Below are 24,626 nucleotides of genomic sequence, written 5' to 3' on the forward strand. Positions count from 1 at the left end.
GGGCAAAGGTTCGCGGGAGGGAGCGGCGACCCATACTTGCCAAGTTGGAAAGTACAAGTCATTCTGGAAAGAGAGGACAGCAGGCCAAGGTCTGACGAGCACAGGGGGCGGGGACGGGGCATGAGCGGATTCACGGACGCCGCGACGACGTTGAGGCGGGCGGCCGAACTGGAGCGGTCGGCGCGGACGCGAAGCGGCTGGTACGCGCGCTACCTCTGGGCGTTCGCGGCCGCGCAGCTGGTTCTGGTTCCCATGGCCCTCCTGTGGCACGGCCCCACGTCGGCGACCGTCTACGCACTGGCCAACACACTGCTCGTGACGGGGCTGACCATCTATTCCACGCGGCAGCGCGCGGTGCGCCGGGGCTTCGGAGTGACGCACGGGGTGCTGGTCGGCTCGTGGGCCACCGTCTTCGCCCTGACGGTCGTTCTCGGCACCACGGTCTTCAGGGACAGTTGGGCCTTCGCGGTCGTCAGTGCGGTGGGGTGTGCGCTGCCGCTGGCCACGGGTGCCTGGCGGGAGGGGCACCGGTCGTCGTGAAAGAAGAGGCAACGACCGGCGAGCCCGGGGGCAAGCACCCCCGGCACGGCCTCGCGCCCCTGCTGAACGCTCCCGTAAGGCTGTCGGTGGTGGCAGCGCTGGCACCGCTGGACAAGGCCGAGTTCGGCTTCGTACGCGACCTGGTCGAGGTCTCGGACTCGGTGCTCTCCAAGCAGGTCGCGGCGTTGGAGGAGGCGGGCTGGGTCACCGTTCACAAGGGACGGGTGGGGCGGCGCCCTCGCACCTGGCTCTCCCTGAACGCCGAGGGCCGCGCCGTCTACCGGCGGCATGTGGCGGCACTGCGGGCGATCGCGGAGGGCGGCGGGTAGGGCCTGGGCGACGGCGTCCGCGCCGACGGGCCCATACGACATTTGTCATGGGGAATGGAGTACACCCCGCACTGCCCCCGGCGCCCGCCCGACGGAATGATCGTGGGTGTCAGGAAGACGGCACACCAGATCACTCACCAGAGGCGGGGCACATGAACGGCATCACCGAGGGGCAGACCGAGAACACGCAGGCTGCCGCTCTGTCCGAGGTGAAGCCCCTGCCCGTGTGGTTCTTCGCCTTCGAAGGCGCCCTGGGTGCGGCGTTCGACCTGTGCAAGGCGTGGGACAACGCCTGGATGGTGCTTGTCGCGCTCGGCGCGGTGAACATCGTGATCGGGCTGACGGTGCTGCGCCGCCGTACGAAGCTGGTGAAGGCCATGCTCAAGAACTCCCGCACCCGCAAGATCGTATTCGCCCTGGTCGCCCTTCGTCTCGGCGTGCACGTCCTGCTGGGTGTGGTCGGCGCCCCGGTCACCTCCACGGCGGCCCACGTGGCGGTCGGGCTCGTCATGGCCGCGGTGACGGTGGGGCTGCTGTGGTTCGACCAGCGGGTCACGTTCCGCGCCCTGGGGCTCATACCTGCCCGCACCGCCTGACCCCTCGGCGCCGGGTGGTGTCCGGCGGCGCGGCGGGACCCCCTGGGGCAGCCCGGCCGCCGCACGGACGTCAGACCGTCTGGGCCACCGCCACGAAGACGGCCCTGCGCATACGACGCAGCCGCACCGCCCGCTGCGCCGCCTGCGCCAGCCACTGCGCTGCCGCACGGTCCGCGTGGCGGGCGCGCTCGCCAGGGACCACCGTCTGCGGCAACTCCGTCGGCCGCACGGCCCCGTAGTCCGTGAACCGTACGACCCCGCACCCCTGGCACCGCGACTCGCCCCGACCGTGCGACCACCCCGCCTGATGCCGGCATTCCTTCGCGCGTACGGACATCAGCTCCACTCCTTCACCGGCGTGTGCGCCGACCGCCAGTGCCGCCGCTGCGCGACGAGGGCGTTGCCCGTCTCGACCTCGTCACTCCCTTGCGCGGCGGCCCGGTACGCGGCATCCAGCTCCGCGCATTCCGTGCAGCCGTACAGGGGCCTGGTCCCGGCCGGCCACAGCCCGGCCGCCTCCCGCTCTTCTCTTGTCGCCAAACGCAGGGCGGCGAAGGGGACTTCCCACTCCCGCCCCCCGCCGGGCTCCCGCACCCGCGTGTGCCTGCCGCTGCCATCGACCACTTGCGCGATCCGTCCCTCGCGCGTGTCCACCACGAACGCGCCGTTTCTATAGGTCACTGTTCCGCACCTCCCGCGCGGGACTGTAGCGCTGTTCGCGAATAGCAGCAATGGATCCCAGCTGACGTTAATCCGTTAGGGGTCGCATAACGTGGGAGCCCACAAAGGGCGAAAGGTCAACGGCCGGAGGGCATCGTGAGCATCAGCGAGGCGGACGCATCGGACCGTCGCTCACTGCATGAGCGGATCGCCGCGGATCTGCGCGACGAAATCATGAGTGGTGACCTGGGGCCTGGCGACAACCTGCCGTCCACTTCCCGGCTCAAGGCCAGGTTCGACGCCTCCAGCGCCACGGTGCAGAAGGCCCTGCAACTGCTCAAGGAAGAACGGCTGGTCATCGGACGGCCCGGAACCGCGGTGACCGTACGCGGGCGGCGCCAGCGAACCATGCGTCCCGCGTCGTACATGGCACCGTCCCCAGCGGGTGCGTCGTACCGCTGGCTCACCGAGGCGACAAAGCATGGCGGCCGGGCCCGCAGCGAGCTTCTGGGCGTATCCGAGGCCACGCCCTCCGCGGACGTCGCGGCAGCCCTGAACCTCGCCGCAGGCGGCACGGCTCTGCTGCGCCGCCAGATACTCCTGATCGATGACGAGCCGGTCGAATTGGTCAAGTGCTACTACCCGTTGAACGTCGCCCGCGACACGGCCCTCATGGAACACCGACGGATCAAGGGCGGTACGCCGACCCTCCTCGCCGACCTGGGATTCCCGCCTCGCCTCAGCGTGGACAAGGTCTCGGCCCGGGTACCCACTCAGGAGCAGTACACCGCGCTGCGACTGCCCGGCAGCCTGCCGGTTCTCCGGACACTTCGGGTGGTCTACAGCGACAACGAACGTCCCGTCGAGGTCGCGGTCATGGCCAAAGCCGGGCATCTCTATGAGCTTCAGTACGAGTTCACGCCGGAATGACCGGCGCCCGGAGGAGGGAAACGCCACCGTGCCCGCACCCACACCTCAACCGTCCTGGGACAGCGACTCCACCCGTTACCTGACCCCGCGCACCCCCGGGCAGTCCGACGCCTGGGCCGAGGAAGCCGCCCAAGACAAGCGACGTGGTGGGCAGCGGCTGCTCGGGGCCGGAGGCGTCGTGCCGCCGGACGGCATCGCGCGGGCGCTCGGGCTCGCCGACGGGGAAGAGGTGATCGTGCGGCGGCGCCTGATCCTTCTCGACGGCTCGCCCGTCGAGCTCGCCGACTCCTACTACCCCGCCCGTGTCGCCGCCGGCACCGCGCTCGCCGAGCCCAGGAAGGTGCCCGGCGGCGCGGTGACCCTGCTCGCCGACCTCGGGTACACCGCCACCCGGGTCGAGGAGGCGGTCACCGCTCGCATGCCCACGGAGAGCGAACGCGAGGCGCTGGAGCTCGGCGACAACGAGCCCGTGCTGGTCCTCTCGCGGATCGTCTTCGCCGGGGACGGCCTGCCCATGGAGGCATGCGAGATGACCATGACCGCGAAGGAGCGGACCCTCCGCTACCGCATGCGGCTCGCCTGACGCGGCGCGGAGCAGGCGTGGGCATGAGCGGGGTGAGCGCGGCCGCAGCGGATCCCCGGGTCTACCAGGGCACGACCTGCCCCTGGTAATCAACGAAGTGGAGGCCAGGCTTCCCCTGGTGGCGCTCGATCGTCTCCGCGACGCCGGGAACGCTCTCCTCCACGCTGAGATCGGCGTCCGGTCCGCCGAGTTCGGTGCGGACCCAGCCCGGATCCATGAGCAGCAGCGTCTGTGTGTCCCCGGCATGGCGGACGGCGTAGCAGCGCATCAACTGGTTCAGCGCGGACTTGCTGGCCCGGTACAGGTCCTGTCCGCCTTCGGTGTTCAACGTGATGCTTCCCTGGTCGGAGGACATGACGCCGATCGTCCCGGTCGGCGCGACCAGCGGGCGGAGGGACTCCACGACGCGCATCGGACTGAGAGCGTTGGTGATCATGACCTCGGCGAACATATCCGTCGGGACCTCACCGATGGGCACATCGCCGCGTGTGATGGCGGCATTGACGAAGAGCAGGTCGAGGGTGCGCCGTGCCAGGCGGTCGCGCAATGCCGAGATCTGCTCCGGCTCGGTCATCTCCAGTGACTCGATGGTCAGCCGCCCTCCGGATGCTTCGGCCAGGTCGTGCAGGCCGGTGCGCCGACTGCCGCGGACCGTGCCGATGACGTCCCAGTCACGACGAAGGTATTCGGCGACGAGCCCGAGGCCCAGGGCCCGTGAGGCCCCGATGATGAGGGCGGTCTTGCGGGTGTCGTTCATGTAATTCCTTAAGAAGTGAGCCGGTTCGGCAGGGCTGCGCTCACGGGCGGCATCCGAGAGTTCGGCGGGGCCGCGCGAGATGGCCGCTATGTCAGCGCCGCAGGACGGGGTGCTGTCCTGCCGGAGAGCACAGGAATCGGCTGGCGGCGTCGGCCGTCGGCGTGTGTGTGGCGATCACGCTGCAAGTCTCCGAGGGGTTCGGCCGGACGTCCAATACCCTTCCGGCCGCATTGATACCGTTACGGCATGGATCTGGATCTGCGGAAGCTCCGCTATTTCGTCGCGGTGGCGGAGCACCGGCACTTCGGCCGGGCGGCACAGGCGCCGTTCATCGCGCAGCCGGTCCTCAGCCGGCAGATCCGCTCCTTCGAGCAGGAGTTGGGGTGCCCGCTGTTCACGCGGACCACTCGCAGCGTTGAGCTGACCCCGGCGGGGAAACAGCTGTATGACGAGGCGTCGAGGATCACCACGGTGGTGGACGTGGCGCTGCGGCGCGTGCAGGAAGCCCAGCGGGGTGAGCAGCGGCTCGTCGTCGCCTTCTCGCCCGGCCTCCACGTGTCGGAAGCGATCCGGACGTTCGCGGCGAGCCATCCGAAGGCCGTCATCGATGTCTTTCCGCTGCGCTGGTGGGAACGGGACGCGCCGCTCCGCGACGGCCGCGCGCACCTGGGGTACCTCCGGCGCCCGTTCGACGACTCGGGGCTGCGCACCATCCCCATCGGTCACGAGACCAAGGTCGCATGCCTGCCCGTGACGCATCCGCTGGCCGGCCGCCGCGCCCTCACGTCGTCCGATCTCGACGGTGAGCCGATCCTCGGCGGCAGGACGCGGCGGACGTCCTCACTGGAGGAGAAGTTCGAGCTCATAGCCTCCGGGCAGGGCATCGCGCTCGTCCCGGTCAGCATCGCGGACTCGTACTCCCGCCCTGACCTCGTCTACCTGACCGTCACCGACGCCCCGCCCGTCGAGACCTGCCTGGCGGTACCGGAGAGCAACTGCCCGGGCCCCGCACAGGACTTCCTGGACATCGCCACCACAACGCTGCGCCGGCACACCAGCGGTTCGGAGGAGGAGCCCGGGGCCGCGAGCCGTTCGACTTGATCGCCCGCATGTCCGCGCGCATCCGCGCGACGCTCCACCTCGTCGCAGCGCCCCGCCGCACAAGGGGTCGGGCCAGGGCGTGTCCGGTGGGTCCAGGACATGTCCGACGGGCGACGAACGGCACGGTCGGGTGCCCCCTCCGCTCGACCAGCCGTTGCCGGTGGCGCGCTTCAGTCGGTCTTCGCCGACTCCTCGAAGAACCTGACGATCCGGGGCAGGGCTTGCCGCACCGATCCGTTGTGGTCGTAGTCGCCGACGTCGGTCAGCCGGGGAGCAGCGCCGTTCCTCGTCAACTGGTCGGCGCAGTACGTCGCGTGACTGAAGTCGACGTCCTTGTCGCCCCGGCCGTGGTAGATCTCCACCGGTACGTTCGGCCGCCAGTCGCACGTGTTGTCCATCGGGCGCAGCTTGTCCTTCAGGACACCGTCGGGCTTGCGGATCTTGTTCAGGAAGCCCTCGGTGAACAGGTCCTCGGAGGCCGCCGGGAGTTTGTCGACGATCTGCTTGGTGGTGTGATAGCCGTCGAAGAGACCCTCCACATCGCTGGCGTAGGGGGAGCGGAAGACATCGCCGGGTGACGTGTAGAGGCCGTACATCTTGTTCCAGGCGGTGACGAAGTAAGCGAGGTAGATGCCGGATTTGGCGATCTTGTCGTCGGCTGCGGCGGCCTCGAAGGCCGAGAGGTCGTAGGGGCCGCTGACCGGGGCGAGTGCCCCCAGCCGGAAGTAGCGGTCGGCGCCCCCCTGCTGAAGCGCCCGGCCTACCAGCATGGTTGCGGGGCCGCCCTGCGAGAACCCGCTGACCTGAACCTTCCGCTTCAGCTCCCGGCCGTTCCGGTGGGCGACGGTCCGGGCCGCGCGCAGGCCGTCCACCGAGGCCGCGATGGTGGCACGAGGGTCACCGTAGGGGTGGAAGCCTTCGCCCGAGCCGAGGCCCACGTAGTCGGGCGCCGAAACGGCGCGCCCGGTCGAGGCGAACAGCAGTGCGGCGAGCCGGTCGTTCGACTTCGGATTCTCCGAGGCGACGTCCTTGCGGTAGACGGTGGTGCCGTGCAGCCAGGAGACAGTGGTCAGGTGAAGCGTCCCATTCTTGGGCAGGACGACGAGCTGGCTCGCGGTCGTGGGGACGCCCGCGCTGTCAGTGGTGCGGTAGATGACCCGATAGGCGGTCACGCCGTAGCGGACCTGGGACGAGTCGATGTTTCCCCGGAGTTCCGCGGCCACTTCCTGCGCTGTGAGGTCGGCCGCTTGCTCGACGGAGACGACCGCCCCGTCTTGTGCCCGCTCACTGTGGGGGCCGGCCGCCGCCGAGGCCGGAGCGACCAGGGCGGACACGCTGCCGAGGACCGCCGCACCAGCCAGAATCCGGATTTTTGTTCGCCGTGAAGTCATGGGTGGATCATGCCGTCGGCCGCTCCGCTGGGACATGGTGCGACCCCCCGGGCCGCAAGGGGGAAACCCCCATCGGGGCCTCTAGGGGATGGCGGATGCCCCACCCCCTACGGGACCGACCAGACCTCGCTGATCAGGTCTGACACCGCGGCCGCCCCGGACGAGGACGGCGGGGCCGTGTGTGCGCCCCCGAGACCAAAGTCGCGCGCCCGCGACCAAAGGAGCGCTGAGGCTCCGCCGATCGGCGGACCCGGAGAAGCCGAAAGAGGGATTCGCCGGACCCCGGGGCGAGTTGAGACTGGTTCGCATGAGGCGAGAGCAACGGTGGCGCACCGTCCGGAAGGTCGCCGCCTACGGGGCGGCGCTCACACTGACGCCCTACCTGCTGATCAAGGTGTCGTGGGTCGTCGGCACACTGCTGGGGCTGTTGCCGATGGGAGAGGGATTCAGCATCACCGAGTGGGTGGTGCTCAACACCGTCACCGTCGGGATGGCCGCGATCGGGATCGTTCTGGCGCTGGTTCTGGCGCGGCCGTGGGGCGGGCGGCTACCGGCGGCTCCCGTGATCTTCTGCGCGTGGGTGGGGGCCGGGTTCCTGGTTCCCGTGATCCCATACATGCTCATCAGCCAGTTCCTGGGCGCGAAGGGGTCGGAGGAGCATGGGAACGGCGGCGCGGGCGGCGACGCGGGTGGAGGAGGCGGCGACGCGGCGATGCCCGGCTGGGAAGTGGCCCTGATCGGGGTCGGCTTCCTCGGCATGGCCGTGGGGCTGGCCGTGGCTCTCCCCCTCTACCTGTGCGAGCGGTGGCCCCAGGCGTTCCATGGGCCGGTGGGAGACGACGCGCCGGAGGACGGACGCGCCGGGGCGGGAGCACTCCGCCCGTGGCCGGCCGGGCTCGCGGTGGCGGCGGCGGCCGTGCTGGGCCTGGCCGGGCTGTACTGGGCCTGCGGCGGAACGGCCGGCATCGACCACCCGGGCCTGCGGGACCTCAACCCGTCCCTGATGACCGGCAACGCGGGCCTCTGGGCGCTGATCGGCGGCTGCGCCCTCTGGTCGCTGACCACCCGCCGCACCACCCGCCGCGCCACCCGTCTCCCCCTGTGGATACCGGTGACGCTCACGGGAGTGGCCTCCGGATCACTCTTCGCCTGGGGCGGCTGGAAGCTCCCGGTGACCCTGTACTTCGCCGTGGTCCCCCACGGCGATCCCCAGCCGCAGAACCTCGTCGTCGCCGCGTCCCAGCACGCCGTGAGCATCGCCACAGGGGCGACGATGCTGTACGCGCTCCTGCGCGTCCTTCGAAGGCGCGTCGCCGGGGCACCCCGCGACGGGCGCCACCCCGCGACGGGCACCCGTGCGATCGAGCCCCGGAACTTCCTGTAAAGTTGTCCCCGCAACGCCCCGCACTCGTAGCTCAACGGATAGAGCACTTGACTACGGATCAAGAGGTTGCAGGTTCGAATCCTGCCGAGTGCACCACCTCCTCCGGGAGTCCTACGGGAGCCAGACATAGCGAATGTCGGGCTCCCGTTCCTCATTTCCGGCGCCGTCCGTGCGCTCGGCCGCGACGAAGCCGTGGCGCTCGTAGAAGCGGTGGCGCTCGTGGAAGCGGTGGGCCGGCGTATTGACCTGGGCGGTCCACAGCGCCCCGGGTTCGCCCGGACGCGGGCCCCCAGGAGGACAGCCTCCGCCCTGCTTCCTACGCTCGCTCCATGAGCAGCCCCCGCCCCCGTGTCACCGACGAACAGCGCCGCGCCCGCCTGGGTCGTCGCCATCTGCTCGCGCCCGCCCACCGCGTCGGGACCGTGGAGGAGGTCGCGGACGCCCTGGTGGCGCTGCACGCCACCGACGCGGCCACCGTCTACCTGTCGGCGTGCGCGCGGCTCGCCGAGCCGTCGTCGGCGGAGGTCGAGCGCGCGCTGTACGAGGACGTCACGCTGGTGAAGCTGCTGTCCATGCGGCGCACCCTGTTCGCCGTGACGACCGGGCTGGCACCGTACGTCAACTCCTCCACGGCCCGCACGATCGCGGCGCGCGAGCGGGCGGCGTTCGTGAAGTTCCTGCGGGAAGGGACCGGGGGCGGCTGGGACGAGCAGCGGCTCGCGCGCACCGAGAAGGAGGTGCTGGCCGCCCTCGCCGCGCGCGGGGAGGCGACGACGGCCGAGCTCGCCAAGGACGTGCCCGTGCTGCGGGAGACGATCGTGGTGTCGGCCGGCAAGCCGTACGAGGGCCGGCAGAGCGTCGGCAGCCGGCTGCTGCGGTTGCTGGCCTCCGACGGGCACGTACGCCGCAGCCGGCCGCGCGGCTCGTGGACCAGCAGCCTCTACCCGTGGGCGCCCGTGCCGCAGATCCCCGACATGGACGTGCGGGAGGCGAAGGCGGAGGTCGCGCGGCGCTGGCTGGCGGCGTTCGGGCCGGCGACGGAGGCGGACCTGAAGTGGTGGACGGGCTGGACGCTCGGCGACACGCGCGGGGCGCTGGCCGATGTGGGCGCCCAAGAGGTGCGGTTGACGGAGGGCGTCGGCCACGTCCTGCCGGACGATGTACCGGACGACGCGGCGGACATCGAGCCCACCGGGCCCTGGGCGGCCCTCCTGCCCGGTCTCGACCCCACCGCCATGGGGTGGCGCGGCCGCGACTGGTACCTCGGCCCCGAGCACGTGCCCGCCCTCTTCGACCGCGCCGGCAACATCGGCCCCACCGTGTGGTGGAACGGCCGGATCGTCGGCGGCTGGGCCCAGCGCGCGAACGGCACGATCGTCTGGCGGCCGCTGGAGGACACCGGCCGCGAGGCGGCCTCCGCGATCGCCGCGGAGGTCGCCCGGCTGTCCGGCTGGCTGGGGGACGTACGGGTCACACCCCGGTTCCGTACGCCCCTGGAGCGGGAGTTGGTGAGGTGACCCCGCCCCTGCCCCGCCCCGCCCGCTGCCCGGTTGGCCCCGCGCGTCAGCCCCGCCGCGTCCTGCCCGGCACGGCCAGCGCGCCCAGGGCCGCGCACGCGGTGAACACCGCCGCGATCAGCAGCGCCCGCCCGTAGCCCGCGGTCAGTGCCGCGTCGACGTCCTGCGGGTGGTCCGCCAGGCGGCCGGCGCTCGTGTGCGAGGCGATGGTGGCCAGGAGGGCGAGGCCGAGCGCGCCGCCGACCTGGCGGGAGGTGTTGACGAGGCCCGAGGCGAGCCCGGCCTCGGCCCGGTCGGTGCCGCTGGTGGCCGCGACGGTGGCGGGCATCATCGCCAGGCCCGCGCCGAAGGTCGCCAGGACGAACGGCGCGAGCACGTCGCTCGCGAAGGTGCCGCCGGCGGTGATCCGCGAGAGCCAGAGGAAGCCGACGGTGCTGAGCGCCATGCCGGTGACGAGCAGCGGGCGCGGGCCGGTGCGGGCGATGATCCGGGTGGCCAGCTGCGCACCGGCGATGATCGCGAGCGAACCGGGCAGGAAGCACAGGCCGGCCTGGACGGCGCTGTAGTCGAGGATCTGCTGGAAGTAGAGGGACAGCAGGAACCACATCGCGAAGGTGGCCGCGCCCATGCCGATCACCACGAGGTTGGCGGCGGCCAGGCTGCGTCGGCGCAGGATCCGCAGCGGTACGAGGGGGTGGGCGACCTTGGACTCGATGACGAGGAACGCGGCGAGCAGCAGCACACCGGCGGTGAGCGGCGCCCAGACCACCGGGGCGCCCCAGCGGTGCGTCTCGGTGGAGATGATCCCGTAGACCAGGGCGGTCAGGCCGGCGGTGACGGAGACGGCGCCGGGCAGGTCGAGGCGGCGCAGGCCGCCCTCGCGCGAGGCGGTGGCGGGCACGTACGCCAGGGCGGCGGCGAGCAGCGCGACGCCGATCGGGACGTTGACGAACAGCACCCAGCGCCAGCCGGCGTACTGGGTGAGCACGCCGCCGATGACCGCGCCCGCCGCGCCACCGGCCGCCATCACGGCGCTCCAGGCGCCCATCGCCCGGGTGCGGGCGGCCGGCTCGGTGAAGGTCGTCATGATCAGCGTGAGGGTGGCGGGCGCGAGGACCGCGCCGCCTATGCCCTGGACCGCGCGGGCCGCGATCAGCAGCGTGCCGTCGGTGGCGAGGCCGCCGGCGAGCGAGGCCACGGTGAAGGCGGCCAGGCCGGCGAGGAAGGCCCGCTTGGTACCGACGAGGTCGGCGGCACGGCCGCCGAGCAGCAGCAGGCCCGCGAAGCCGAGGGTGTAGGCGTTGACGATCCACTGCTGGCCGGCGCCGCTGAGGTGGAGTTCGTCGCGCATGGCCGGGAGGGCCACGTTCACGATCGACACGTCGAGGATGACCATGAACTGCGCCGCGCAGGCGATCAGCAGGATCGCGGCGGTGGACCTGGGGCCTCGGGCGGAGAGCGGGGCCCGGGAGGTCGAGGCGGGGGCGGCGGTCGGCGGTGCCGACGGGCCGGAACTCATGCCGGTGCTCATGGCGGGGACGTCCTCACGGAAGCGGGGAAGCGGGGCGGGCGGGGGCAGGCCGGGGCCGGGGAGGTCCCCCACGAGCCCAAAATAGAGGCTCTCCAAAAATGTAGCATCTCTATTTTTGCTTGCCGGGCGGCTATCCTGGGGCCATGACGAGCGCCCGATCCGCTGCCGAGGCCCCTGAGGCCACCGACGCCGCACCGTGCACCCCCGCCACCACCGGGCTGCGGGGACGCAAGCGCGAACGCACCCGCCGCGCGATCTCCGAGGCGGCCTTCCGGCTCTTCGCCGAGGAGGGGTTCGACGCCGTCACCCTCACCCGGATCGCGGCCGCGGCGGACGTGGCACCGGCCACCGTCTTCACGCACTTCGCCTCGAAGGAGGACATCTTCTTCGGCCGCCGCGAGGAATTCGACGCCCAGCTGTGGGAGGCCATGGGGGACGCGACGACGGGCGCCGGGCTCGTCGAGGGGCTGCGCCGGGCGGCCTTCCGCGCCTGTGACCTGGCGCTGTGCGGGGAGGACGCCCTCGCGCAGAGCCGCGTCTTCTCGCGCGTGCTCCTCGGCAGCCCCGCCCTCCGCCGCAGCTACGCGCCCTTCTCCGGGCAGCGGCGGGACCACCTGGCGGAACTGCTCGTCGAGCGCGCCGGGCCGCACGCGGTGGAGGACCCGGAACTCCGCGAGGAGCTGAGGGTGTTCGCGTCCTTCGCCATCGTCGTCCGCGACCTCGTCTTCGACGCCCTGCACGAGGCGCTCGCGGCGGGCGAGCCACCGGAGCGGGTCCGCGCGGCGGTCGATGCCACGCTGACCCGCTCCTGCGATCGGCTTGTCCGCGCCTATGCGGGCTCTTCTCTGCTCGATGCCGTGCTCGGCTCCGCCGCGGTGGGTGCGGAGTAGGTGGTGTCCGGCGGGTCTTCGGCCGCGGGCCGGCTTTGCCGCCTGCGGCGGCGGGCGCCCTGCGGGCGCGTCCTCAAGCGCCGGACGGGCTTGATTTGGCTGGGCTCGGCCGATGTCAGCCTGTCCGGCGTTTGAGGACACAGCACAGCAGCCCGTCCGGCGTTTGAGGACACCGCCTAGAGGACACCGTCTAGCGGACGACCTGCCAGCTCAGCGAACCGGTCAGGCGCTCGCGCAGGGCGGGGTCGAGGACCGCGTCCGTGTGGTCGACCGCCACGGCCTTCAGGGTGTGCGGGCGGCCGTCCGCCGGGACGCCCAGGGAGCGCGGGATCACGGTCGTGCGCCCCAGGGCGGAGAAGACCTCGCGGCCGTCGACGTACCAGCGCACGGTCGTGCCCGCGGTGGCCAGTCGGACGGTGACCCGCTCGGCGCGGCCGACCTTGCCGGACGTGCCCGAGGTGCTGGACAGCGGCTTCGCGTGGCGGTAAAAGCCGGCGATCATCGCCTCGCGGCCGGGCAGGTTGAACTCATGGCCCAGCGTGCGCATGATCGAGTTATCGGTGGGGCGGTAGAGGCCCTTGGGGTAGTAGCCGCCGCCTTCGAACGCGCCGACCGTGCCGCCGTCCGGTGAGGTCCGGCCGATCCAGCGGTACCACTTCTGCCGCTGCGCCGTCTGCTCCTCGGCGGTCAGCTTGCTGATGTTGGTCTCCCACGGCTCGGCACCCGTATACGTTCCGTACTCGTCGTACTGGTACTCGTCGGCGAGCTTGCCCAGCGAGTGGCCCGTCTCGTGGATGGCGACCTGGTCGGACTTGGCGTTGTCGGAGGAGGCGGTGGCGACGCCGTCGTAACCGACCTTCGAGACCACGTCGTTGTAGCCCGCGCCGCCGTACTTGGTGGAGTTCGACAGGACGACGACGAGATCGGCGGCGGGGGCCTTGGCCGCGTACGACTCGACCTTGCCGGTGTCCACGCACAGCAGCCGCTCGATGCCGTCGCAGAAGAACCCGGAGCTCAGGGCGGTGTTCTTCTTGACCTCCTGGACCGGGTCACCGGAGACACCGGAGTCTTGGGAAACCGCGTCGACCGCCCAGACGTTGAACAGGCCCTTGTACGAGGCGTAGGGCTCGACGGCCGACATCTTGTCCCACTTGGTGCGGACGTCGGCGTGGAAGTCGCCCTGCTGGTCGCCGGTGTAGCCGTCACCGATGAAGACGACGTCCAGCTTGCTGCCGACCGGGCCGCTCTCGACGACCGGGGTCACGGCGCCGTCACCGGCGGCCGAGGGGAGCAGGGAGCGGGGCGGGGTGGGGGACGCCGGGACGGTGGTGTGACGGGGGTGACCGTCGGGACCGGTGAAGTACTCGACGTGCTGGGTGCGTTCGGCCCGCGGGGTGGCACCGGAGGCGGAGGCGGTGCCGGTGAGCGTGGTCGTGAGGGTCGCGGCCAGGGTCGCCGTGAGGGCGACGCCGGTCGCGAGGGATATTCGTCTGCGCATGGGGGGTTCCTCCCGAGACCCGCCTCCTGTTAAGTGGCGGGTCAAGTCTCGTTAAGGCGCGGCTTAACGTAGAGGCTCGGGAAGCCCTGGGCAATGGATGTGACTCAGGGAAATCGAAGAGGACTCAAGTGACAGCAGAGCGTGGCCGTTTCCTCGCCCGCCGCGCCGGCCGGCCGCGCCCGTCGCGCCCCCGCGCCGCCTCACACCTCGTCGTGTACGAGCCCCAGCAGCCTGTCCAGCACCGCGCGGCCCCCGGCCCGTACGCCGTCGTGCTCGTACTCGTCGGTGACCCAGGTGCGCAGGCCCCGGATGGCGCGGGCGGTGCGCAGGGAGTGCTCGGTCTCGACGTAGAGGTCGTCGTGGTAGATCACGGCGGCGACGGGGACGGTGTTGCGGGCGAGGCGGTCGGGGTCGTAGAGGGGCGTCCAGCCCTTGCGCTCGGCGAGGAGTTCGGCGGTGTCGCGCAAGGGGCGCAGGGCGGAGTGGGTGCGCAGCATCCATGGGTGTACGGTCTCGGCGGTGAACAGGAAGCGGGCGCCGGGCTCGAAGGGGCAGTCGAACTGCGGGAATTCGGCCCTGACCCGGTCGGCGGACCAGTGCGTCGCCTGTCCGTCCTGGGCATAGATAGCCTCATGGAGGATCGCGTAGAGCGGGCAGTGGGCGCGGGAGAGGATCGCCGCGACCTGTTCGGTGAACGCGTCGGACAGCCGCGGTCCGTCGACCGTGTCCACGAACGCGTCCTCCAGCAGATAGTGCAGCCGGTGCGAGCCGTCGCCGGTGCCGAGGAGGATGCCGAGCTGCTGGAACGCGCCGACGGTCAGGACGGTGCCGTCGGGCAGCACTTCCTCGTGGGCGCTGAGGTGGGCGGCGATGCGCCGGGCGGCGGCCTCGTCGGCGGGGTAGCGCGCGTAGTGCGCGAGGGACTTGTGCTCCATGCGCGGGTAGGCGGCGCGGTAGACGGCGTCCGCGTCGGCGTCCAGGGAGGGCAGCCCGCCGGTGATCAGGACGGCGGCCAGGCCCTCGGGCGCGTACGAGAGGTAGGTGACCGCGCAGAAGCCGCCGAAGCTCTGTCCGAGGACGGTCCACGGCCGGCCGCCGGTCAGCCGGGCGCGGATCAGCTCGCAGTCGCGGACTATGGAGTCGGCGCGGAAGTGCGCCAGATAGGCGGCCTGCGCGGCGGGCGTGCCGCGGAGCGGGAGCGTCTGGCGGGTGGCGGGGGTGGAGCGGCCGGTGCCGCGCTGGTCGAGGAGGAGGACGCGGTAGTCCTCCAGGGCGCGGTCGAGCCAGTTCTCGCGGCCTACGGGGCGGCCGGCGGCGAAGCCGGGGCCGCCCTGGAGGTAGACGAGCCAGGGCAGGTCGTCCTGGGCGCGGCGGGCGGCGACGACCTCGCGGGCGTAGAGGCGGATGCGCTCGCCGCCGGGATCGTCATGGTCGAGCGGCACGTCGAAGTGGTGATCGGTGAGCACGAGACCCGGCTGACGGAGAACGGCCGTTCCCGTGAAGGACTCTCCCGCGGCCTCGGCCGTGGACTCCTCTGTGACCTCGAACATCGGTCCTTCTTCACGTAGTACGCGGACAGAGCGCGGACACCATCGACTCACGGCGCCGGCCCACGACGGAGCGCGGCCGGTGCCACGGAATCCACCGGCACAACCTATCGAGGGGCAGCAGTGACCGAGAACGGCACCCACGGCATACGGGCGGCGGACGCGCCCGCGGACATCGGCCGGCGTGTGCTGCGGCTGCGTACGGAACGGGGGCTCACCCAGCGGCAGCTGGCCGAGCCCGCGTACACCGCCGCGTACGTCTCCACCCTGGAGGCGGGGAAGGTCCGCCCCTCCGGGACCGCGCTGCGCCACCTCGCCGAGCGGCTGGGCACCACGGTGGAGGAGCTCACCACGGGCCGGTCGCCACGGCTGGCCACGGAGGTGCGGATGCGGCTGACCGACGCCCGGCGCGCGCTGGCCACGGGTGCCGCGGAGGACGCGGCCGCGCTGTTCGGCGCGCTGCGCGAGGAGGCGGCCGGGCTGGGGCTCGCGCCGGAGGAGGCCGGCGCGCTGCTCGGGCTCGGCGACTGCGCGCTGGAGACGGGCGACCTGACCGAGGCGCGCGAGCATTTCGCCGCCGCCGAACGGCTCCTCGCCGACGAGCCGCTGCCGCGCCGCGTCCCCGCGTTGCGCGGGCGCGCCACGGCCCATCTGCTGGCGGGCGAACTGCGCTACGCCTGCTATCTGCTGGAGACGGCCGTCGACGAGCTGAACGCCTCCGGCATGCACGATCCCGATGCGCTACTGCTGCTCTACACGGCGTCCATCGCGCCGTACATGGACATGGGGGCGCACGCACGGGCCGCGCACGCTGCGGAGCTCGCGCTGACGCTCGCGCCGCAGGTCGACAATCCGGCGCTCGTCGCGGGCATGCACCGCGGGGTCGCGCGCACCCTCATCGCCGAGGGGCGCATCGCCGAGGCCGACGCCTCCCTGGCCAAGGCGCAGGAGCTCTACCTCCAGCTGCACATCCGCACGGAGCTCGCCCACTGCCACTGGATGCGCGGTTACGTCCGCGCGCAGAACGGCGACCTGGACGGCGCCGAGAGCGAGTTGCGCACCGCGCGCGACATGCTGGCGTCCAAGCGGGCCGCGCTGTTCACCGTGCAGGTGGAGGTGGAGCTCGCGGACGTCCTGCGGCGGCGCGGCAAGGCCGCCGAGGCGAAGGCGCTGCTGAGCCCGCTGCTCGCCCCGTCGGCGCTGGGCGCCGAGCGCGGCGCCGTCCACGCGGGCGGCGCGCACCGGCTGCTGGGCCTCATCGCGGAGGAGCGCGGCGAGACGGAGTCGGCCGAGGAGCACTACTGCGCGGCCCTGTCCCTCCTGGAGCGCACGGGCGCCGCCGGCGACCTCGCCGACCTGTGCCGGCTGCTGGGCGACCTGTTGCGGCGTACGGGCCGGATCGACGCGGCCCTGGACGCGTACCGTACGGGCCTGGGGCACCGGGCGGCCCCGGGGACGACGACCTTGGGGCCGGCCCCGACGTCGCCGCCGCTCTAGGCGGTGTCCGGGAGATCTTCGGCCGCGAGCCGCCTTTGCCGCGTGGCCGCCTGCGGCGGGGCGGGTCGTCTTTGCCGCCTGCGGCGGCGGGCGCCCTGCGGGCGCGTCCTCAAGCGCCGGACGGGCTTCATTTCGCTGGGCTCAGCCGCTTTTTCCGGCTCACCAGCCGGAAGGCGTCACCGCCAGTGCCCCGCCAGCAGCCGGTCCCAGCCGCGCCGCAGTTCCTCGTACTCCCGCTCGCACCCCTCGGCACGCTCCTTGGTCAGCAGCCGGCCGTCGACGAGACCCTCCGACGCCTTGGGGGCCGCGCCGTGGAGGTAGCAGCGGTAGCCGGCCGCGCGGGCGGCGTCCGGCGGGTGCTCGTCGGTGAGGTCGACGTCCTCGGGGGCGGTCTCGCGCGCGTACTGGGCGTAGTTGTCGGCGGCGGCCAGGACGGCGGCGCGGCCCGTGGGGCCCCGCGGGATGAGCCGGTAGGCGGCGAACTGGTCCGCGACGTCCTCCGCGCTGCCCGTGGGTTCCAGGTCCAGGGTGTCCACGAGCGCGTGGCCCGCCTCGTGGTAGAGCGTCTCGGTGATCACTCCGGCGGTGCGCTCCGCCGCGTCGCGGGGGCGGTCGCGCTCGAACATGCCGCGCACCTCGGCCACGAAGGAGTAGCAGAGGCTGATCCGCCGGGTCTCCTCGTCGTACTCCGGGACGCCGTCCACCTCGCAGGAGCGGCCGACGACCTCGACGCGTTCGGGCAGTCGCAGGGAGCCGTTGAGGTCCTTCGCGACGCGCTCGGCGAGTCCGCGGTCCCGGAGGAAGGCGCGCTCGTCCGCGCCGCCGCGCGCCGGGGCCTCGTACCGCACGGACAGGCCGCCGCTTGTGGGGGACGCGGCGGCCTGTGACCGTGGGCTGCCGCACGCCGTCGCCAGGGCGACGCACGCTCCGGCCGCGAGGACGGCGCGGGCGCGCCGTCCGTGGCCGGTCGTGCGGGGGCGTGCCCCGGCATGATGCAGCATGGACAGCACTCTGCCCGGCCGGGCGGCCGGGTGGAATCCGCCGTGGGTCCGGAACCACCCCCGCCGATCGGCGGGGGTGATGCGGAGTGCCGGATTCCGGCCGGTGCGGCAGGCTGGGCGGTTGCCAGGGACGACGGGCGGCCCCGGTGGTACAGGAAGGGGTAACGGTCGGTGATCCGTGTTGCGGTGGTGGACGATGAGCAGCTCGTCCGGTCCGGGCTGCGGATGATCCTGGGCACGGCCCCGGACATCGAGGTGGTCGCCGACTGCGGCGGCGGCGAGGCCGTGGACACCGTGCGCCGCGAGGCACCGGACGTCGTCCTGCTCGACATCCGCATGCCGGACGTCGACGGCCTGACGGTGCTGCGGGCGCTGCGCGAGCTCCCGCACCCGCCCGCCGTCGCCATGCTCACGACCTTCGACGCCAATGAGTACCTCGCGGACGCACTGCGCTCCGGGGCCACCGGGTTCCTCCTCAAGGACACCGACCCGGAGCAGCTCGTGCAGGCGGTACGGACCCTCGCGGTGGGCGGCAGCGTCCTGGACCCGGGGGTGACGCGGGCCGTCATCGGCGGCTACCTCGCCGCCGAGGCCGAGTCGACGGCCGCGCGGGCGGTGGCCGGGCTGACCCCGCGCGAGCGCGAGGTCCTCACGCACCTCGGCGCGGGGCTGGCCAACCCGCAGATCGCCGAGCGGATGGGGCTGGCGTCCAGCACGGTCAAGGACCACGTGCGCGCCGTCCTCGGCAAGCTGGGCGGCCTCAACCGGGTCCAGGCGGCGGTCATCGCCGACCGCGCCGGGCTGGTCACCTCGCACCGCCCGGCGGACGCCGGCCCGCCGCGCGGCGGCGCCCGGTGAACAGGGCGGCGGCCGTGGTGCGGCCCGCGCTGCCGGTGATCGTGCCCGCGCTGCTCGCGGTGATGGACGCGCTGCTGGTCAACGGGTCGGGCTGGGGCCTGGGCCTCGGCATGGCGCTGCTCGCCGCGGTGGCGCTGCTGTGGCGGCGGCGGTTCCCCGTGACCGTCTTCCTGACGACGCTGGCCGGGATGTACCTCGGCTACATCTGGTTCGCGCCGATGATCGCGCTCTACACGGTCACCACCCGCCGCCCCGACCGACGGCTGCTCACCGGCGCGGCCGTGCTGCTGGTGGCCGCGCACTTCCTGCCGTACCCCCTCTCCGAGCTGTCCCTGTCGAACCGCCGGCAGTCCGCCCTCGACCTCGTCGACGCCTGCTTCACCGCCACCGCGCCCATCGCGCTCGGGCTGCTCGTCCGCACCCGCCGGGAGCTCGCCGCCCGCCTCGACGAGCTGACCGGCAGCCGCGCCCGCGAGGACCGGCTGCTGGCCGAACAGGTCCTGGCCACCGAGCGCGCCCGGCTGGCCCGCGAGATGCACGACGTCGTCGCCCACCAGGTCAGCCTCATCAGCCTGCAGGCCGGTGCGGTGCAGATCAGCACGGAGGACGAACGGGCGCGCGACGGCGCCAGGAAGATCCGGGAGCTGTCGGTGCGCACGCTGGAGGAACTGCGCCACATGGTCGGCATCCTGCGCGCGGCCGGCGCGGACACCGAGGAGCTCACGCCGCAGCCACGTCTGGCGGACCTGCCGCGGCTGATCGAGCTGAGCGCCATGGACGTGGCGTACGAGAGCGCGTGCGACCCGGCGGCGGAGCGCTCCGAGGCCGTCGAGCGCGCGGCGTTCCGTACGGTGCAGGAGGCGCTCACCAACGCGCGTAAGCACGCGCCGGGTGCACGCGTGCGCGTGCGCGTCACCGAGGACGACGCGGACACGCTGTGGGTGGAGGTCCGCAACGGTCCGGCGGACGCGGCCGTGCCGGCGCCGGAACTGCCGGGCGGTGGCCACGGTCTGGTGGGGCTGCGCGAACGGGCGCAGAGTCTGGGCGGAACGCTGGAGTCGCACGGTACGGCGGACGGCGGCTTCGTCGTACGGGCCGGTCTGCCGCGCGAAGGGTAGGGACGAAGGCGCGTGGCCCTCCAGGGACGACGGCGCGGTGCCCTACGCGGAGAGGGGCTTGGTGCTGTCGCGCGGCTCGACGGTCGCCGTCGTCAGGTCGGGGTAGATCTCGAAGAGGCGGCGCACTCCCAGTGCGCCGAGCACCCTGTTGACGTGCGAACCGTCCACCGCGCCCTGCGCGGGCAGGATGAGCCTCAGCCGGCCCTGACAGGACCGCATCAACCGGCGGGCGGCGATCAGGACGCCGACGCCGCTGGAGTCGCAGAAGCGCACCTCGGCCAGGTCGAGCACCAGACTGCGCCGCCCGTCGGCGACCGCGTCGTGGACGCGTTGCCGGACGACCGGCGACGTCACCAGGTCCATCTCGCCGGAGACCTGGAGGACCGCCCAGTCCCCGTGCTCGGCGTTCTTCACCTTCAACGTCACGCGCTCGAAGCCCCTTCGCTCGGTGTCCCGTTCCCCGGAACGGACCCTTCCCCGGGGGCGGCTGCCCGGCAGCTCCCCCGTGAAACGCAGCGGCGCCCTTCGGCACCCATCGACCCTATGCCCAGCTGGAACCCCGAATCCTCCTGGATACGGTCACGCCCGCATAACACATCGGCACATTCGGGCACGTACGATCTATAACGATCGCTGAAGCGTGCGGTAAGTGACCCTGGCAATACCATCCGCAGCCGATCAAGGAGCTCCCTTTGCGATAAAGAGGTCTGCGCTGTCGGACCCTGCGACTACATTCGTCGAGTATGTGACGCTGGGCACACGCACATGCGGCCGTCTTGCACCTGCGGGGACGTGCATGAACAGGGTGTGCGCGGGCACGGCTTGGGGACACGGCATGGGGCACGCGGACGACGCGTACCGGACGGAGGGGGCAGCATGGCGACCGACGCACCACCCCGGTGGGACCGCAAGATGCAGCAGCGGCTCGCCCACGGTGAGGCGGCGGCGCTCGGCGAGCTCTACGACCGCTTCGCCTCCCTCGTCCACACACTGGCCCACCGCGTCCTCGACGACGAGACGGGTGCCGACCACGTCACCCGGGAGGTGTTCGGCTACGTCTGGGAGAACCCCGGCGCCTACGACCCCAAGCAGGGCTCCCTGCGCTCCTGGATCGCCACCCTCGCCCACCGTCAGGCGGTCGAGCGGCTGAGGCGGTCGCAGAGCGAGGGCCACAGCACGCCCGAGGAGATCGAGCGGAAGGTCCGGGAGGCGTCCGCCGCCGCCCGCGCCGACTACATCGTCACCTCCATGCCCGCCCCACTGCGCGCCGCCCTCGACCTCGCCTATTTACGCCGGCTCGACTATCGCCAGGCGGCCGCCGACCTCGGTGTCACCGAGGACGAGGCGCGCCGCCGCCTGCGCCTCGGTCTGCAACTGCTGTCCACCGCGCACCACGCGCCCCGCATGGCCTCGCCACCCGCACATGGAGGCGCGCGATGAGCGGCCCGCCCCTTCCCGAACCCGCCTCCGGCCCCGCGCACCACAAGGTGCTCAGGTCCCTGCTCGGCGCCTGGGCGCTGGCCGCCTGCTCCCCGGAGGAGACCGCCGCCGTCGAGGAGCACCTCACCGACTGCGCCACCTGCGCCGACGAGGCCGTCCGGCTGCGCGACGCGGTGGCCCTGCTGCATCCCGAGGACAATCTGGATCTCGACCCGAGGCTGCGCTCACGGGTGCTCGCCTCCTGCCTGGGCCGCCGCCCCGCCCGCATCCCGGTGCCCGGCTGGGCCGCGCCCTACGACGCGGAGACCGCACGGCTCGACGCCCTGCTCCATGACATCGGCGAGGCGGAATGGCGGGCGCCGGTGCGCCTGAAGTGGTTCGACGGCGAGCGGGCCGTGGCGCGGGACACCACCGCCGCCGCGGTGATCGGCCACCTCATGGCGGTGGACGGCCTCGTCGCCGCGGCGCTCGGCCTGCCGGACCCGCTGGGCACGCTCGCCGGGGAGACCACCGCCTCGCCCACCGAGCGCACCGAGGCGTTCTGGTCCGCGCATCCGGACGGTGCCGCCGACCGGCCGCCCGGAGCGGTCCGGTCGGCCTGGCGCGAGCAGGGCCACGCGGTGATACGGAGCGTGTCGTTCGCCGACAGCGGCGTGGCCGATCAGGCGGTGTCGTACGGCCGGTTCAGCCTGCCGCTGCGCGACTCCTTCGTGGACCGCGCCTTCGAGTGCTGGGTGCACGCCACCGACATCGCCGACGCCATCGACTATCCGTACGGGGCGCCCGCTCCCGCCCACCTCCAGCACATGGTGGGCCTGGCGGCGAGGATGCTGCCGACGGCGATCGCCGGCCGCCGCCGCGCCGGGCTGGCCCCGCCCGCCCGCACCCTGGTCGCGGCCGGCACCCCGGGCCGCACCCTCCACCTGGAGGTCGAGGGCAGCGGCGGCGGCCACTGGTACATCCCGCTGGACTCCCCCGGGGCCACCGCCGCACCGGACGAGACGGTCGCCCATGTCGCCCTGGACGGCATCGAGTTCTGCCGGCTGGCGGCGGGCCACATCCCGCCGGAGGAGGCGGCCGCGGGCCACACGGGCGATCGCGAAGCGATCAAGGACGTCCTCTTCGCGACGGCGTCGTTGTCCCGCCTGTGACGGTCCGTCCGTGCGCACCACCGCTGCGCGGCGGTGTCCTCAATCGCCGGACGGGCTGCAAGGGGCTGAGCCCAGCGAAATCAAGCCCGTCCGGCGCTTGAGGACGCGCCCGCAGGGCGCCCGCCGCCGCAGGCGGCAAAGCGGGCCCGCAGCCGGAAACACCACCTAGGCGAAGACGACCGTCCGGCGACCATTGAGAAGCACCCGGTGCTCGCTGTGCCACTTCACCGCGCGGGCGAGCGCCTGGCACTCCACGTCGCGGCCGATGGCCACCAGCTGGTCGGGCGTGACCTCATGGCCGACGCGCTCGACCTCCTGCTCGATGATCGGGCCCTCGTCGAGGTCGGCGGTCACATAGTGCGCGGTGGCACCGATCAGCTTCACACCGCGCGCGTGCGCCTGGTGGTAGGGCTTCGCGCCCTTGAAGCTCGGCAGGAAGGAGTGGTGGATGTTGATGATCCGCCCGGAGAGCACCTTGCACAGGTCGTCGGAGAGCACCTGCATGTAGCGGGCGAGCACGACCAGCTCGACGTCCTCCTCCTGGACGAGCTCCAGGAGTTTCGCCTCCGCCTCCGCCTTGGTGTCCTTGGTCACCGGAATGTGGTGGAAGGGGACGCCGTACGAGCCGACGAGCTCGGCGAAGTCGGTGTGGTTGGAGACCACCGCCGCGATCTCGACCGGCAGCGCGCCGATCCGGGAGCGGAAGAGCAGGTCGTTGAGGCAGTGCCCGAACTTGGACACCATCAGGACGATGCGCATCCTGTCCTCGGCTCGGTGGATCTGCCAGTCCATGTGGAAGGAGTCGCCGATCGCCGCGAAGCTGGCCCGCAGCTTCTCCAGGGTCACCGGCGCCTCCGCGGCGAAGTGCACGCGCATGAAGAAGAGGCCGGTGTCACGGTCGCCGAACTGCTGGCTGTCCTCGATGTTGCACCCGGTCATGAAGAGGTAGCTGGACACCGCGTGCACGATGCCCTGCTTGTCCGGGCAGGAGAGGGTGAGGACGTACTGTTCGGGGGCCCCTTCGGCGACAGGGGACTGCGAGGCGTTCATAGCCCAATAGCGTCGCACACCCGCCGGGCACCTCGGGACCGACGGGCTCCCTCAGCGCACGCCGGTGAACCGCGCCAGTACGTCCAGCGAGCGCGGCGGCACGTCCGGGTCGTCGCCGTCGCCGGCCGCCAGCCGTACGTGTGCCTCGCGTGCGGCCCGTACCGCCTCCGGCCAGCCGTGGTGCTCCAGATAGGCCGAGACCGGGGCATCGGCCCCGACCTGGTGCATGATCCGCAGCACCCGCAGCACGGCGACGTCGACCAGCGCCGCCTCGCCCGAGTCCCGCAGGACCGTGCCGACGTATTTCTCGGCCGACCAGTTGTCCAGCCAGGTGTCCTCCACCAGCCGGTAGACGGCGTCCGTCACGTCTCCGAAGCCCTCACGGCCGGTGAGCCAGCACTCCTGCTGGAAGACCGGGTCCGAGAGCATGTGCAGCGCCGAGCGCACATTCGCGCGCCAGCGCCACCACGGCATGTCATTGAGCGGCATACCGCCCATGGTGGTCGAGCGGCGGCCGCGACGGGAAGACTTCTCCGAACCTTGCACAGCAATCGATCGTACGTTCCCGCCTGACGGGCCCCGCCGGGCCCCCGCAATTCATCCCCGGGTCATCGGACGTTGCGCCGTGATCACTCGGCCGTTCCCCGGGGCGCGGCAGGGTCGGGGGACATGACCGGACGGCGACGCCTGACCTTCCGCCCCTTCCCCGCCACCGCGGCCGCGGCGGTGAGCGCGGTGCTCCTCGCCGGTTGTGGTGGGCTCCCGGGGAGCTCCGGGGGATCCCGGGAGCCCATCACCGTCATGGCCTGGGCGCCCATGGGCACGCGGACCGCCGACATGGCCGGGATGCCCGCCATGGCCGCCGCGTACGCCCGCTGGGTCAACGAGGCGGGCGGTATCCACGGGCGCGAGCTCAAGGTCATCACCTGTGACGAGCGGGACGACAGCGTCGCCGCCGCGGAGTGCGCCCGCCGGGCCGTCAGGGAGAAGGCCGTCGCGGTGGTCGGCTCGTACAGCCGGCACGGGCGGGCGATGCTGTCACCGCTCGAAGCGTCCGGCACGCCCTTCATCGGCGGCTACGGCGTCACCGACGAGGAGTTCACCAGCCCCCTGTCGTACCCCGTCAACGGCGGCTCGGCCGCGCTCCTCGCCGGCAGCGGCCACCAGCTGGCGGCCGGGTGCCGGCGCGTGGCCCTGGTCCGGCCCGACACCGTCGCCGGCGACAAGCTGCCCGGCCCGCTCGACGCGGGCCTCGCC

General features: G+C 72.4%; 26 protein-coding genes and 1 tRNA gene. 16 read left to right on the forward strand and 11 right to left on the reverse strand.

Going from position 1 to position 24,626, the window contains the following annotated elements; translation table 11 throughout:
* Positions 1-120: 120 nt before the first annotated feature.
* The 3 genes from J7E86_RS15115 to J7E86_RS15125 all read left to right on the forward strand — a co-directional run bounded on the left by J7E86_RS15115 (position 121) and on the right by J7E86_RS15125 (position 1,465).
* On the forward strand, positions 121-540 hold the full coding sequence (locus J7E86_RS15115) for a hypothetical protein (protein WP_215082188.1): 420 nt from the start codon (positions 121-123) through the stop codon (positions 538-540).
* Positions 537-869, forward strand: coding sequence for a transcriptional regulator (locus tag J7E86_RS15120; RefSeq protein WP_215082189.1), 333 nt, complete (start codon positions 537-539; stop codon positions 867-869). The genes J7E86_RS15115 and J7E86_RS15120 overlap by 4 nt, the downstream gene beginning before the upstream one ends.
* Before the next feature lie 152 nt (positions 870-1,021).
* Positions 1,022-1,465, forward strand: coding sequence for a hypothetical protein (locus J7E86_RS15125; protein WP_251019166.1), 444 nt, complete (start codon positions 1,022-1,024; stop codon positions 1,463-1,465).
* 70 nt (positions 1,466-1,535) lie between these two features.
* On the opposite strand, the gene J7E86_RS15130 is transcribed toward J7E86_RS15125, so the two are convergent.
* Positions 1,536-1,802, reverse strand: a complete 267-nt coding sequence (locus tag J7E86_RS15130; protein ID WP_215082190.1) for a DUF6255 family natural product biosynthesis protein — start codon at positions 1,800-1,802, stop codon at positions 1,536-1,538.
* Positions 1,802-2,146 (reverse strand): hypothetical protein, encoded by a 345-nt coding sequence (locus J7E86_RS15135; RefSeq protein ID WP_215082191.1) that lies wholly within the window; start codon positions 2,144-2,146, stop codon positions 1,802-1,804. Before J7E86_RS15135 ends, J7E86_RS15130 begins: the two co-directional genes overlap by 1 nt.
* Before the next feature lie 135 nt (positions 2,147-2,281).
* On the opposite strand from J7E86_RS15135, the gene J7E86_RS15140 reads away from it, so the two are divergent.
* Both J7E86_RS15140 and J7E86_RS15145 read left to right on the forward strand, forming a co-directional pair.
* Positions 2,282-3,055 (forward strand): GntR family transcriptional regulator, encoded by a 774-nt coding sequence (locus tag J7E86_RS15140; protein WP_215082192.1) that lies wholly within the window; start codon positions 2,282-2,284, stop codon positions 3,053-3,055.
* A 28-nt stretch (positions 3,056-3,083) separates the two neighbouring features.
* The gene (locus tag J7E86_RS15145; RefSeq protein ID WP_308312596.1) at positions 3,084-3,638 is read left to right on the forward strand and encodes a UTRA domain-containing protein; all 555 of its coding nucleotides are present in this window, start codon (positions 3,084-3,086) and stop codon (positions 3,636-3,638) included.
* Positions 3,639-3,699: 61 nt separating this feature from the next.
* Here the strand turns inward: J7E86_RS15145 and J7E86_RS15150 are convergent, their stop codons facing one another.
* Positions 3,700-4,395, reverse strand: a complete 696-nt coding sequence (locus J7E86_RS15150) for an SDR family NAD(P)-dependent oxidoreductase (protein WP_215082194.1) — start codon at positions 4,393-4,395, stop codon at positions 3,700-3,702.
* A gap of 246 nt (positions 4,396-4,641) precedes the next feature.
* Between J7E86_RS15150 and J7E86_RS15155 the strand changes: the two genes are divergently transcribed.
* Positions 4,642-5,496, forward strand: coding sequence for a LysR family transcriptional regulator (locus J7E86_RS15155; protein ID WP_215082195.1), 855 nt, complete (start codon positions 4,642-4,644; stop codon positions 5,494-5,496).
* Between the two features lie 170 nt (positions 5,497-5,666).
* Here J7E86_RS15155 and J7E86_RS15160 read toward each other — a convergent pair whose 3' ends face one another.
* The gene (locus J7E86_RS15160) at positions 5,667-6,887 is read right to left on the reverse strand and encodes a lipase family protein (protein WP_215082196.1); all 1,221 of its coding nucleotides are present in this window, start codon (positions 6,885-6,887) and stop codon (positions 5,667-5,669) included.
* Between the two features lie 307 nt (positions 6,888-7,194).
* Between J7E86_RS15160 and J7E86_RS15165 the strand changes: the two genes are divergently transcribed.
* From J7E86_RS15165 to J7E86_RS15175, 3 genes are all read left to right on the forward strand, one after another.
* The gene (locus J7E86_RS15165; RefSeq protein WP_215082197.1) at positions 7,195-8,271 is read left to right on the forward strand and encodes a hypothetical protein; all 1,077 of its coding nucleotides are present in this window, start codon (positions 7,195-7,197) and stop codon (positions 8,269-8,271) included.
* Between the two features lie 20 nt (positions 8,272-8,291).
* Positions 8,292-8,367 (forward strand) — tRNA-Arg (locus tag J7E86_RS15170).
* A gap of 233 nt (positions 8,368-8,600) precedes the next feature.
* Positions 8,601-9,788 carry a winged helix DNA-binding domain-containing protein gene (locus J7E86_RS15175; protein WP_215082198.1) on the forward strand — a complete coding sequence of 396 codons (1,188 nt, stop codon included), beginning with the start codon at positions 8,601-8,603 and terminating at the stop codon, positions 9,786-9,788.
* Between the two features lie 46 nt (positions 9,789-9,834).
* Here the strand turns inward: J7E86_RS15175 and J7E86_RS15180 are convergent, their stop codons facing one another.
* Positions 9,835-11,391, reverse strand: a complete 1,557-nt coding sequence (locus tag J7E86_RS15180) for an MFS transporter (protein ID WP_308312597.1) — start codon at positions 11,389-11,391, stop codon at positions 9,835-9,837.
* A 71-nt stretch (positions 11,392-11,462) separates the two neighbouring features.
* On the opposite strand from J7E86_RS15180, the gene J7E86_RS15185 reads away from it, so the two are divergent.
* Positions 11,463-12,209: a TetR/AcrR family transcriptional regulator gene (locus J7E86_RS15185; protein ID WP_215082199.1), complete on the forward strand. Its 747-nt coding sequence runs from the start codon at positions 11,463-11,465 to the stop codon at positions 12,207-12,209.
* Between the two features lie 190 nt (positions 12,210-12,399).
* On the opposite strand, the gene J7E86_RS15190 is transcribed toward J7E86_RS15185, so the two are convergent.
* Both J7E86_RS15190 and J7E86_RS15195 read right to left on the reverse strand, forming a co-directional pair.
* Complete coding sequence (locus tag J7E86_RS15190) at positions 12,400-13,707, reverse strand: M64 family metallopeptidase (protein ID WP_215082200.1); 1,308 nt, start codon at positions 13,705-13,707, stop codon at positions 12,400-12,402.
* A 200-nt stretch (positions 13,708-13,907) separates the two neighbouring features.
* Entirely contained in the window at positions 13,908-15,257 is a 1,350-nt protein-coding gene (locus tag J7E86_RS15195) for an alpha/beta fold hydrolase (protein WP_215082201.1), read from the reverse strand.
* Between the two features lie 120 nt (positions 15,258-15,377).
* On the opposite strand from J7E86_RS15195, the gene J7E86_RS15200 reads away from it, so the two are divergent.
* Positions 15,378-16,751 (forward strand): helix-turn-helix transcriptional regulator, encoded by a 1,374-nt coding sequence (locus tag J7E86_RS15200; protein WP_308312598.1) that lies wholly within the window; start codon positions 15,378-15,380, stop codon positions 16,749-16,751.
* A 176-nt stretch (positions 16,752-16,927) separates the two neighbouring features.
* Here J7E86_RS15200 and J7E86_RS15205 read toward each other — a convergent pair whose 3' ends face one another.
* Positions 16,928-17,752, reverse strand: coding sequence for a DUF4344 domain-containing metallopeptidase (locus J7E86_RS15205; RefSeq protein ID WP_215082202.1), 825 nt, complete (start codon positions 17,750-17,752; stop codon positions 16,928-16,930).
* A 171-nt stretch (positions 17,753-17,923) separates the two neighbouring features.
* Between J7E86_RS15205 and J7E86_RS15210 the strand changes: the two genes are divergently transcribed.
* Positions 17,924-18,610, forward strand: a complete 687-nt coding sequence (locus J7E86_RS15210) for a response regulator transcription factor (RefSeq protein ID WP_215082203.1) — start codon at positions 17,924-17,926, stop codon at positions 18,608-18,610.
* Positions 18,607-19,728 carry a sensor histidine kinase gene (locus tag J7E86_RS15215; RefSeq protein ID WP_374223802.1) on the forward strand — a complete coding sequence of 374 codons (1,122 nt, stop codon included), beginning with the start codon at positions 18,607-18,609 and terminating at the stop codon, positions 19,726-19,728. Before J7E86_RS15210 ends, J7E86_RS15215 begins: the two co-directional genes overlap by 4 nt.
* A gap of 42 nt (positions 19,729-19,770) precedes the next feature.
* Here the strand turns inward: J7E86_RS15215 and J7E86_RS15220 are convergent, their stop codons facing one another.
* Complete coding sequence (locus tag J7E86_RS15220; RefSeq protein WP_215082204.1) at positions 19,771-20,154, reverse strand: STAS domain-containing protein; 384 nt, start codon at positions 20,152-20,154, stop codon at positions 19,771-19,773.
* A 450-nt stretch (positions 20,155-20,604) separates the two neighbouring features.
* Between J7E86_RS15220 and J7E86_RS15225 the strand changes: the two genes are divergently transcribed.
* Both J7E86_RS15225 and J7E86_RS15230 read left to right on the forward strand, forming a co-directional pair.
* Positions 20,605-21,168, forward strand: coding sequence for a sigma-70 family RNA polymerase sigma factor (locus tag J7E86_RS15225; protein ID WP_215082205.1), 564 nt, complete (start codon positions 20,605-20,607; stop codon positions 21,166-21,168).
* Entirely contained in the window at positions 21,165-22,319 is a 1,155-nt protein-coding gene (locus tag J7E86_RS15230; RefSeq protein ID WP_215082207.1) for a maleylpyruvate isomerase N-terminal domain-containing protein, read from the forward strand. The genes J7E86_RS15225 and J7E86_RS15230 overlap by 4 nt, the downstream gene beginning before the upstream one ends.
* Positions 22,320-22,484: 165 nt before the next feature.
* Here J7E86_RS15230 and purU read toward each other — a convergent pair whose 3' ends face one another.
* Both purU and J7E86_RS15240 read right to left on the reverse strand, forming a co-directional pair.
* Positions 22,485-23,369: a formyltetrahydrofolate deformylase gene (purU, locus tag J7E86_RS15235; protein WP_215082208.1), complete on the reverse strand. Its 885-nt coding sequence runs from the start codon at positions 23,367-23,369 to the stop codon at positions 22,485-22,487.
* Positions 23,370-23,420: 51 nt separating this feature from the next.
* Positions 23,421-23,867: a hypothetical protein gene (locus J7E86_RS15240; RefSeq protein WP_251019167.1), complete on the reverse strand. Its 447-nt coding sequence runs from the start codon at positions 23,865-23,867 to the stop codon at positions 23,421-23,423.
* A 171-nt stretch (positions 23,868-24,038) separates the two neighbouring features.
* Between J7E86_RS15240 and J7E86_RS15245 the strand changes: the two genes are divergently transcribed.
* Positions 24,039-24,626, forward strand: a 588-nt coding sequence (locus tag J7E86_RS15245; protein WP_215082210.1) for an ABC transporter substrate-binding protein, incomplete at its 3' end; no start/stop codon positions are given.

Origin of the sequence: Streptomyces sp. ISL-11, from assembly GCF_018614525.1 — a bacterium.
In the GTDB taxonomy this organism is placed as follows: Bacteria; Actinomycetota; Actinomycetes; order Streptomycetales; family Streptomycetaceae; genus Streptomyces.

Bases quoted from the DNA above. Each gene is read 5' to 3' on its own strand.
- J7E86_RS15160 (WP_215082196.1), bottom strand. From the start codon at position 6,887: ATGACTTCACGGCGAACAAAAATCCGGATTCTGGCTGGTGCGGCGGTC.
- J7E86_RS15190 (WP_215082200.1), bottom strand. From the start codon at position 13,707: ATGCGCAGACGAATATCCCTCGCGACCGGCGTCGCCCTCACGGCGACC.
- J7E86_RS15195 (WP_215082201.1), bottom strand. From the start codon at position 15,257: ATGTTCGAGGTCACAGAGGAGTCCACGGCCGAGGCCGCGGGAGAGTCC.
- J7E86_RS15225 (WP_215082205.1), top strand. From the start codon at position 20,605: ATGGCGACCGACGCACCACCCCGGTGGGACCGCAAGATGCAGCAGCGG.
- J7E86_RS15185 (WP_215082199.1), top strand. From the start codon at position 11,463: ATGACGAGCGCCCGATCCGCTGCCGAGGCCCCTGAGGCCACCGACGCC.
- J7E86_RS15125 (WP_251019166.1), top strand. From the start codon at position 1,022: ATGAACGGCATCACCGAGGGGCAGACCGAGAACACGCAGGCTGCCGCT.
- J7E86_RS15175 (WP_215082198.1), top strand. From the start codon at position 8,601: ATGAGCAGCCCCCGCCCCCGTGTCACCGACGAACAGCGCCGCGCCCGC.
- J7E86_RS15230 (WP_215082207.1), top strand. From the start codon at position 21,165: ATGAGCGGCCCGCCCCTTCCCGAACCCGCCTCCGGCCCCGCGCACCAC.
- J7E86_RS15205 (WP_215082202.1), bottom strand. From the start codon at position 17,752: ATGCTGCATCATGCCGGGGCACGCCCCCGCACGACCGGCCACGGACGG.
- J7E86_RS15155 (WP_215082195.1), top strand. From the start codon at position 4,642: ATGGATCTGGATCTGCGGAAGCTCCGCTATTTCGTCGCGGTGGCGGAG.
- J7E86_RS15165 (WP_215082197.1), top strand. From the start codon at position 7,195: ATGAGGCGAGAGCAACGGTGGCGCACCGTCCGGAAGGTCGCCGCCTAC.
- J7E86_RS15115 (WP_215082188.1), top strand. From the start codon at position 121: ATGAGCGGATTCACGGACGCCGCGACGACGTTGAGGCGGGCGGCCGAA.
- J7E86_RS15240 (WP_251019167.1), bottom strand. From the start codon at position 23,867: ATGGGCGGTATGCCGCTCAATGACATGCCGTGGTGGCGCTGGCGCGCG.
- J7E86_RS15130 (WP_215082190.1), bottom strand. From the start codon at position 1,802: ATGTCCGTACGCGCGAAGGAATGCCGGCATCAGGCGGGGTGGTCGCAC.
- J7E86_RS15150 (WP_215082194.1), bottom strand. From the start codon at position 4,395: ATGAACGACACCCGCAAGACCGCCCTCATCATCGGGGCCTCACGGGCC.
- purU (WP_215082208.1), bottom strand. From the start codon at position 23,369: ATGAACGCCTCGCAGTCCCCTGTCGCCGAAGGGGCCCCCGAACAGTAC.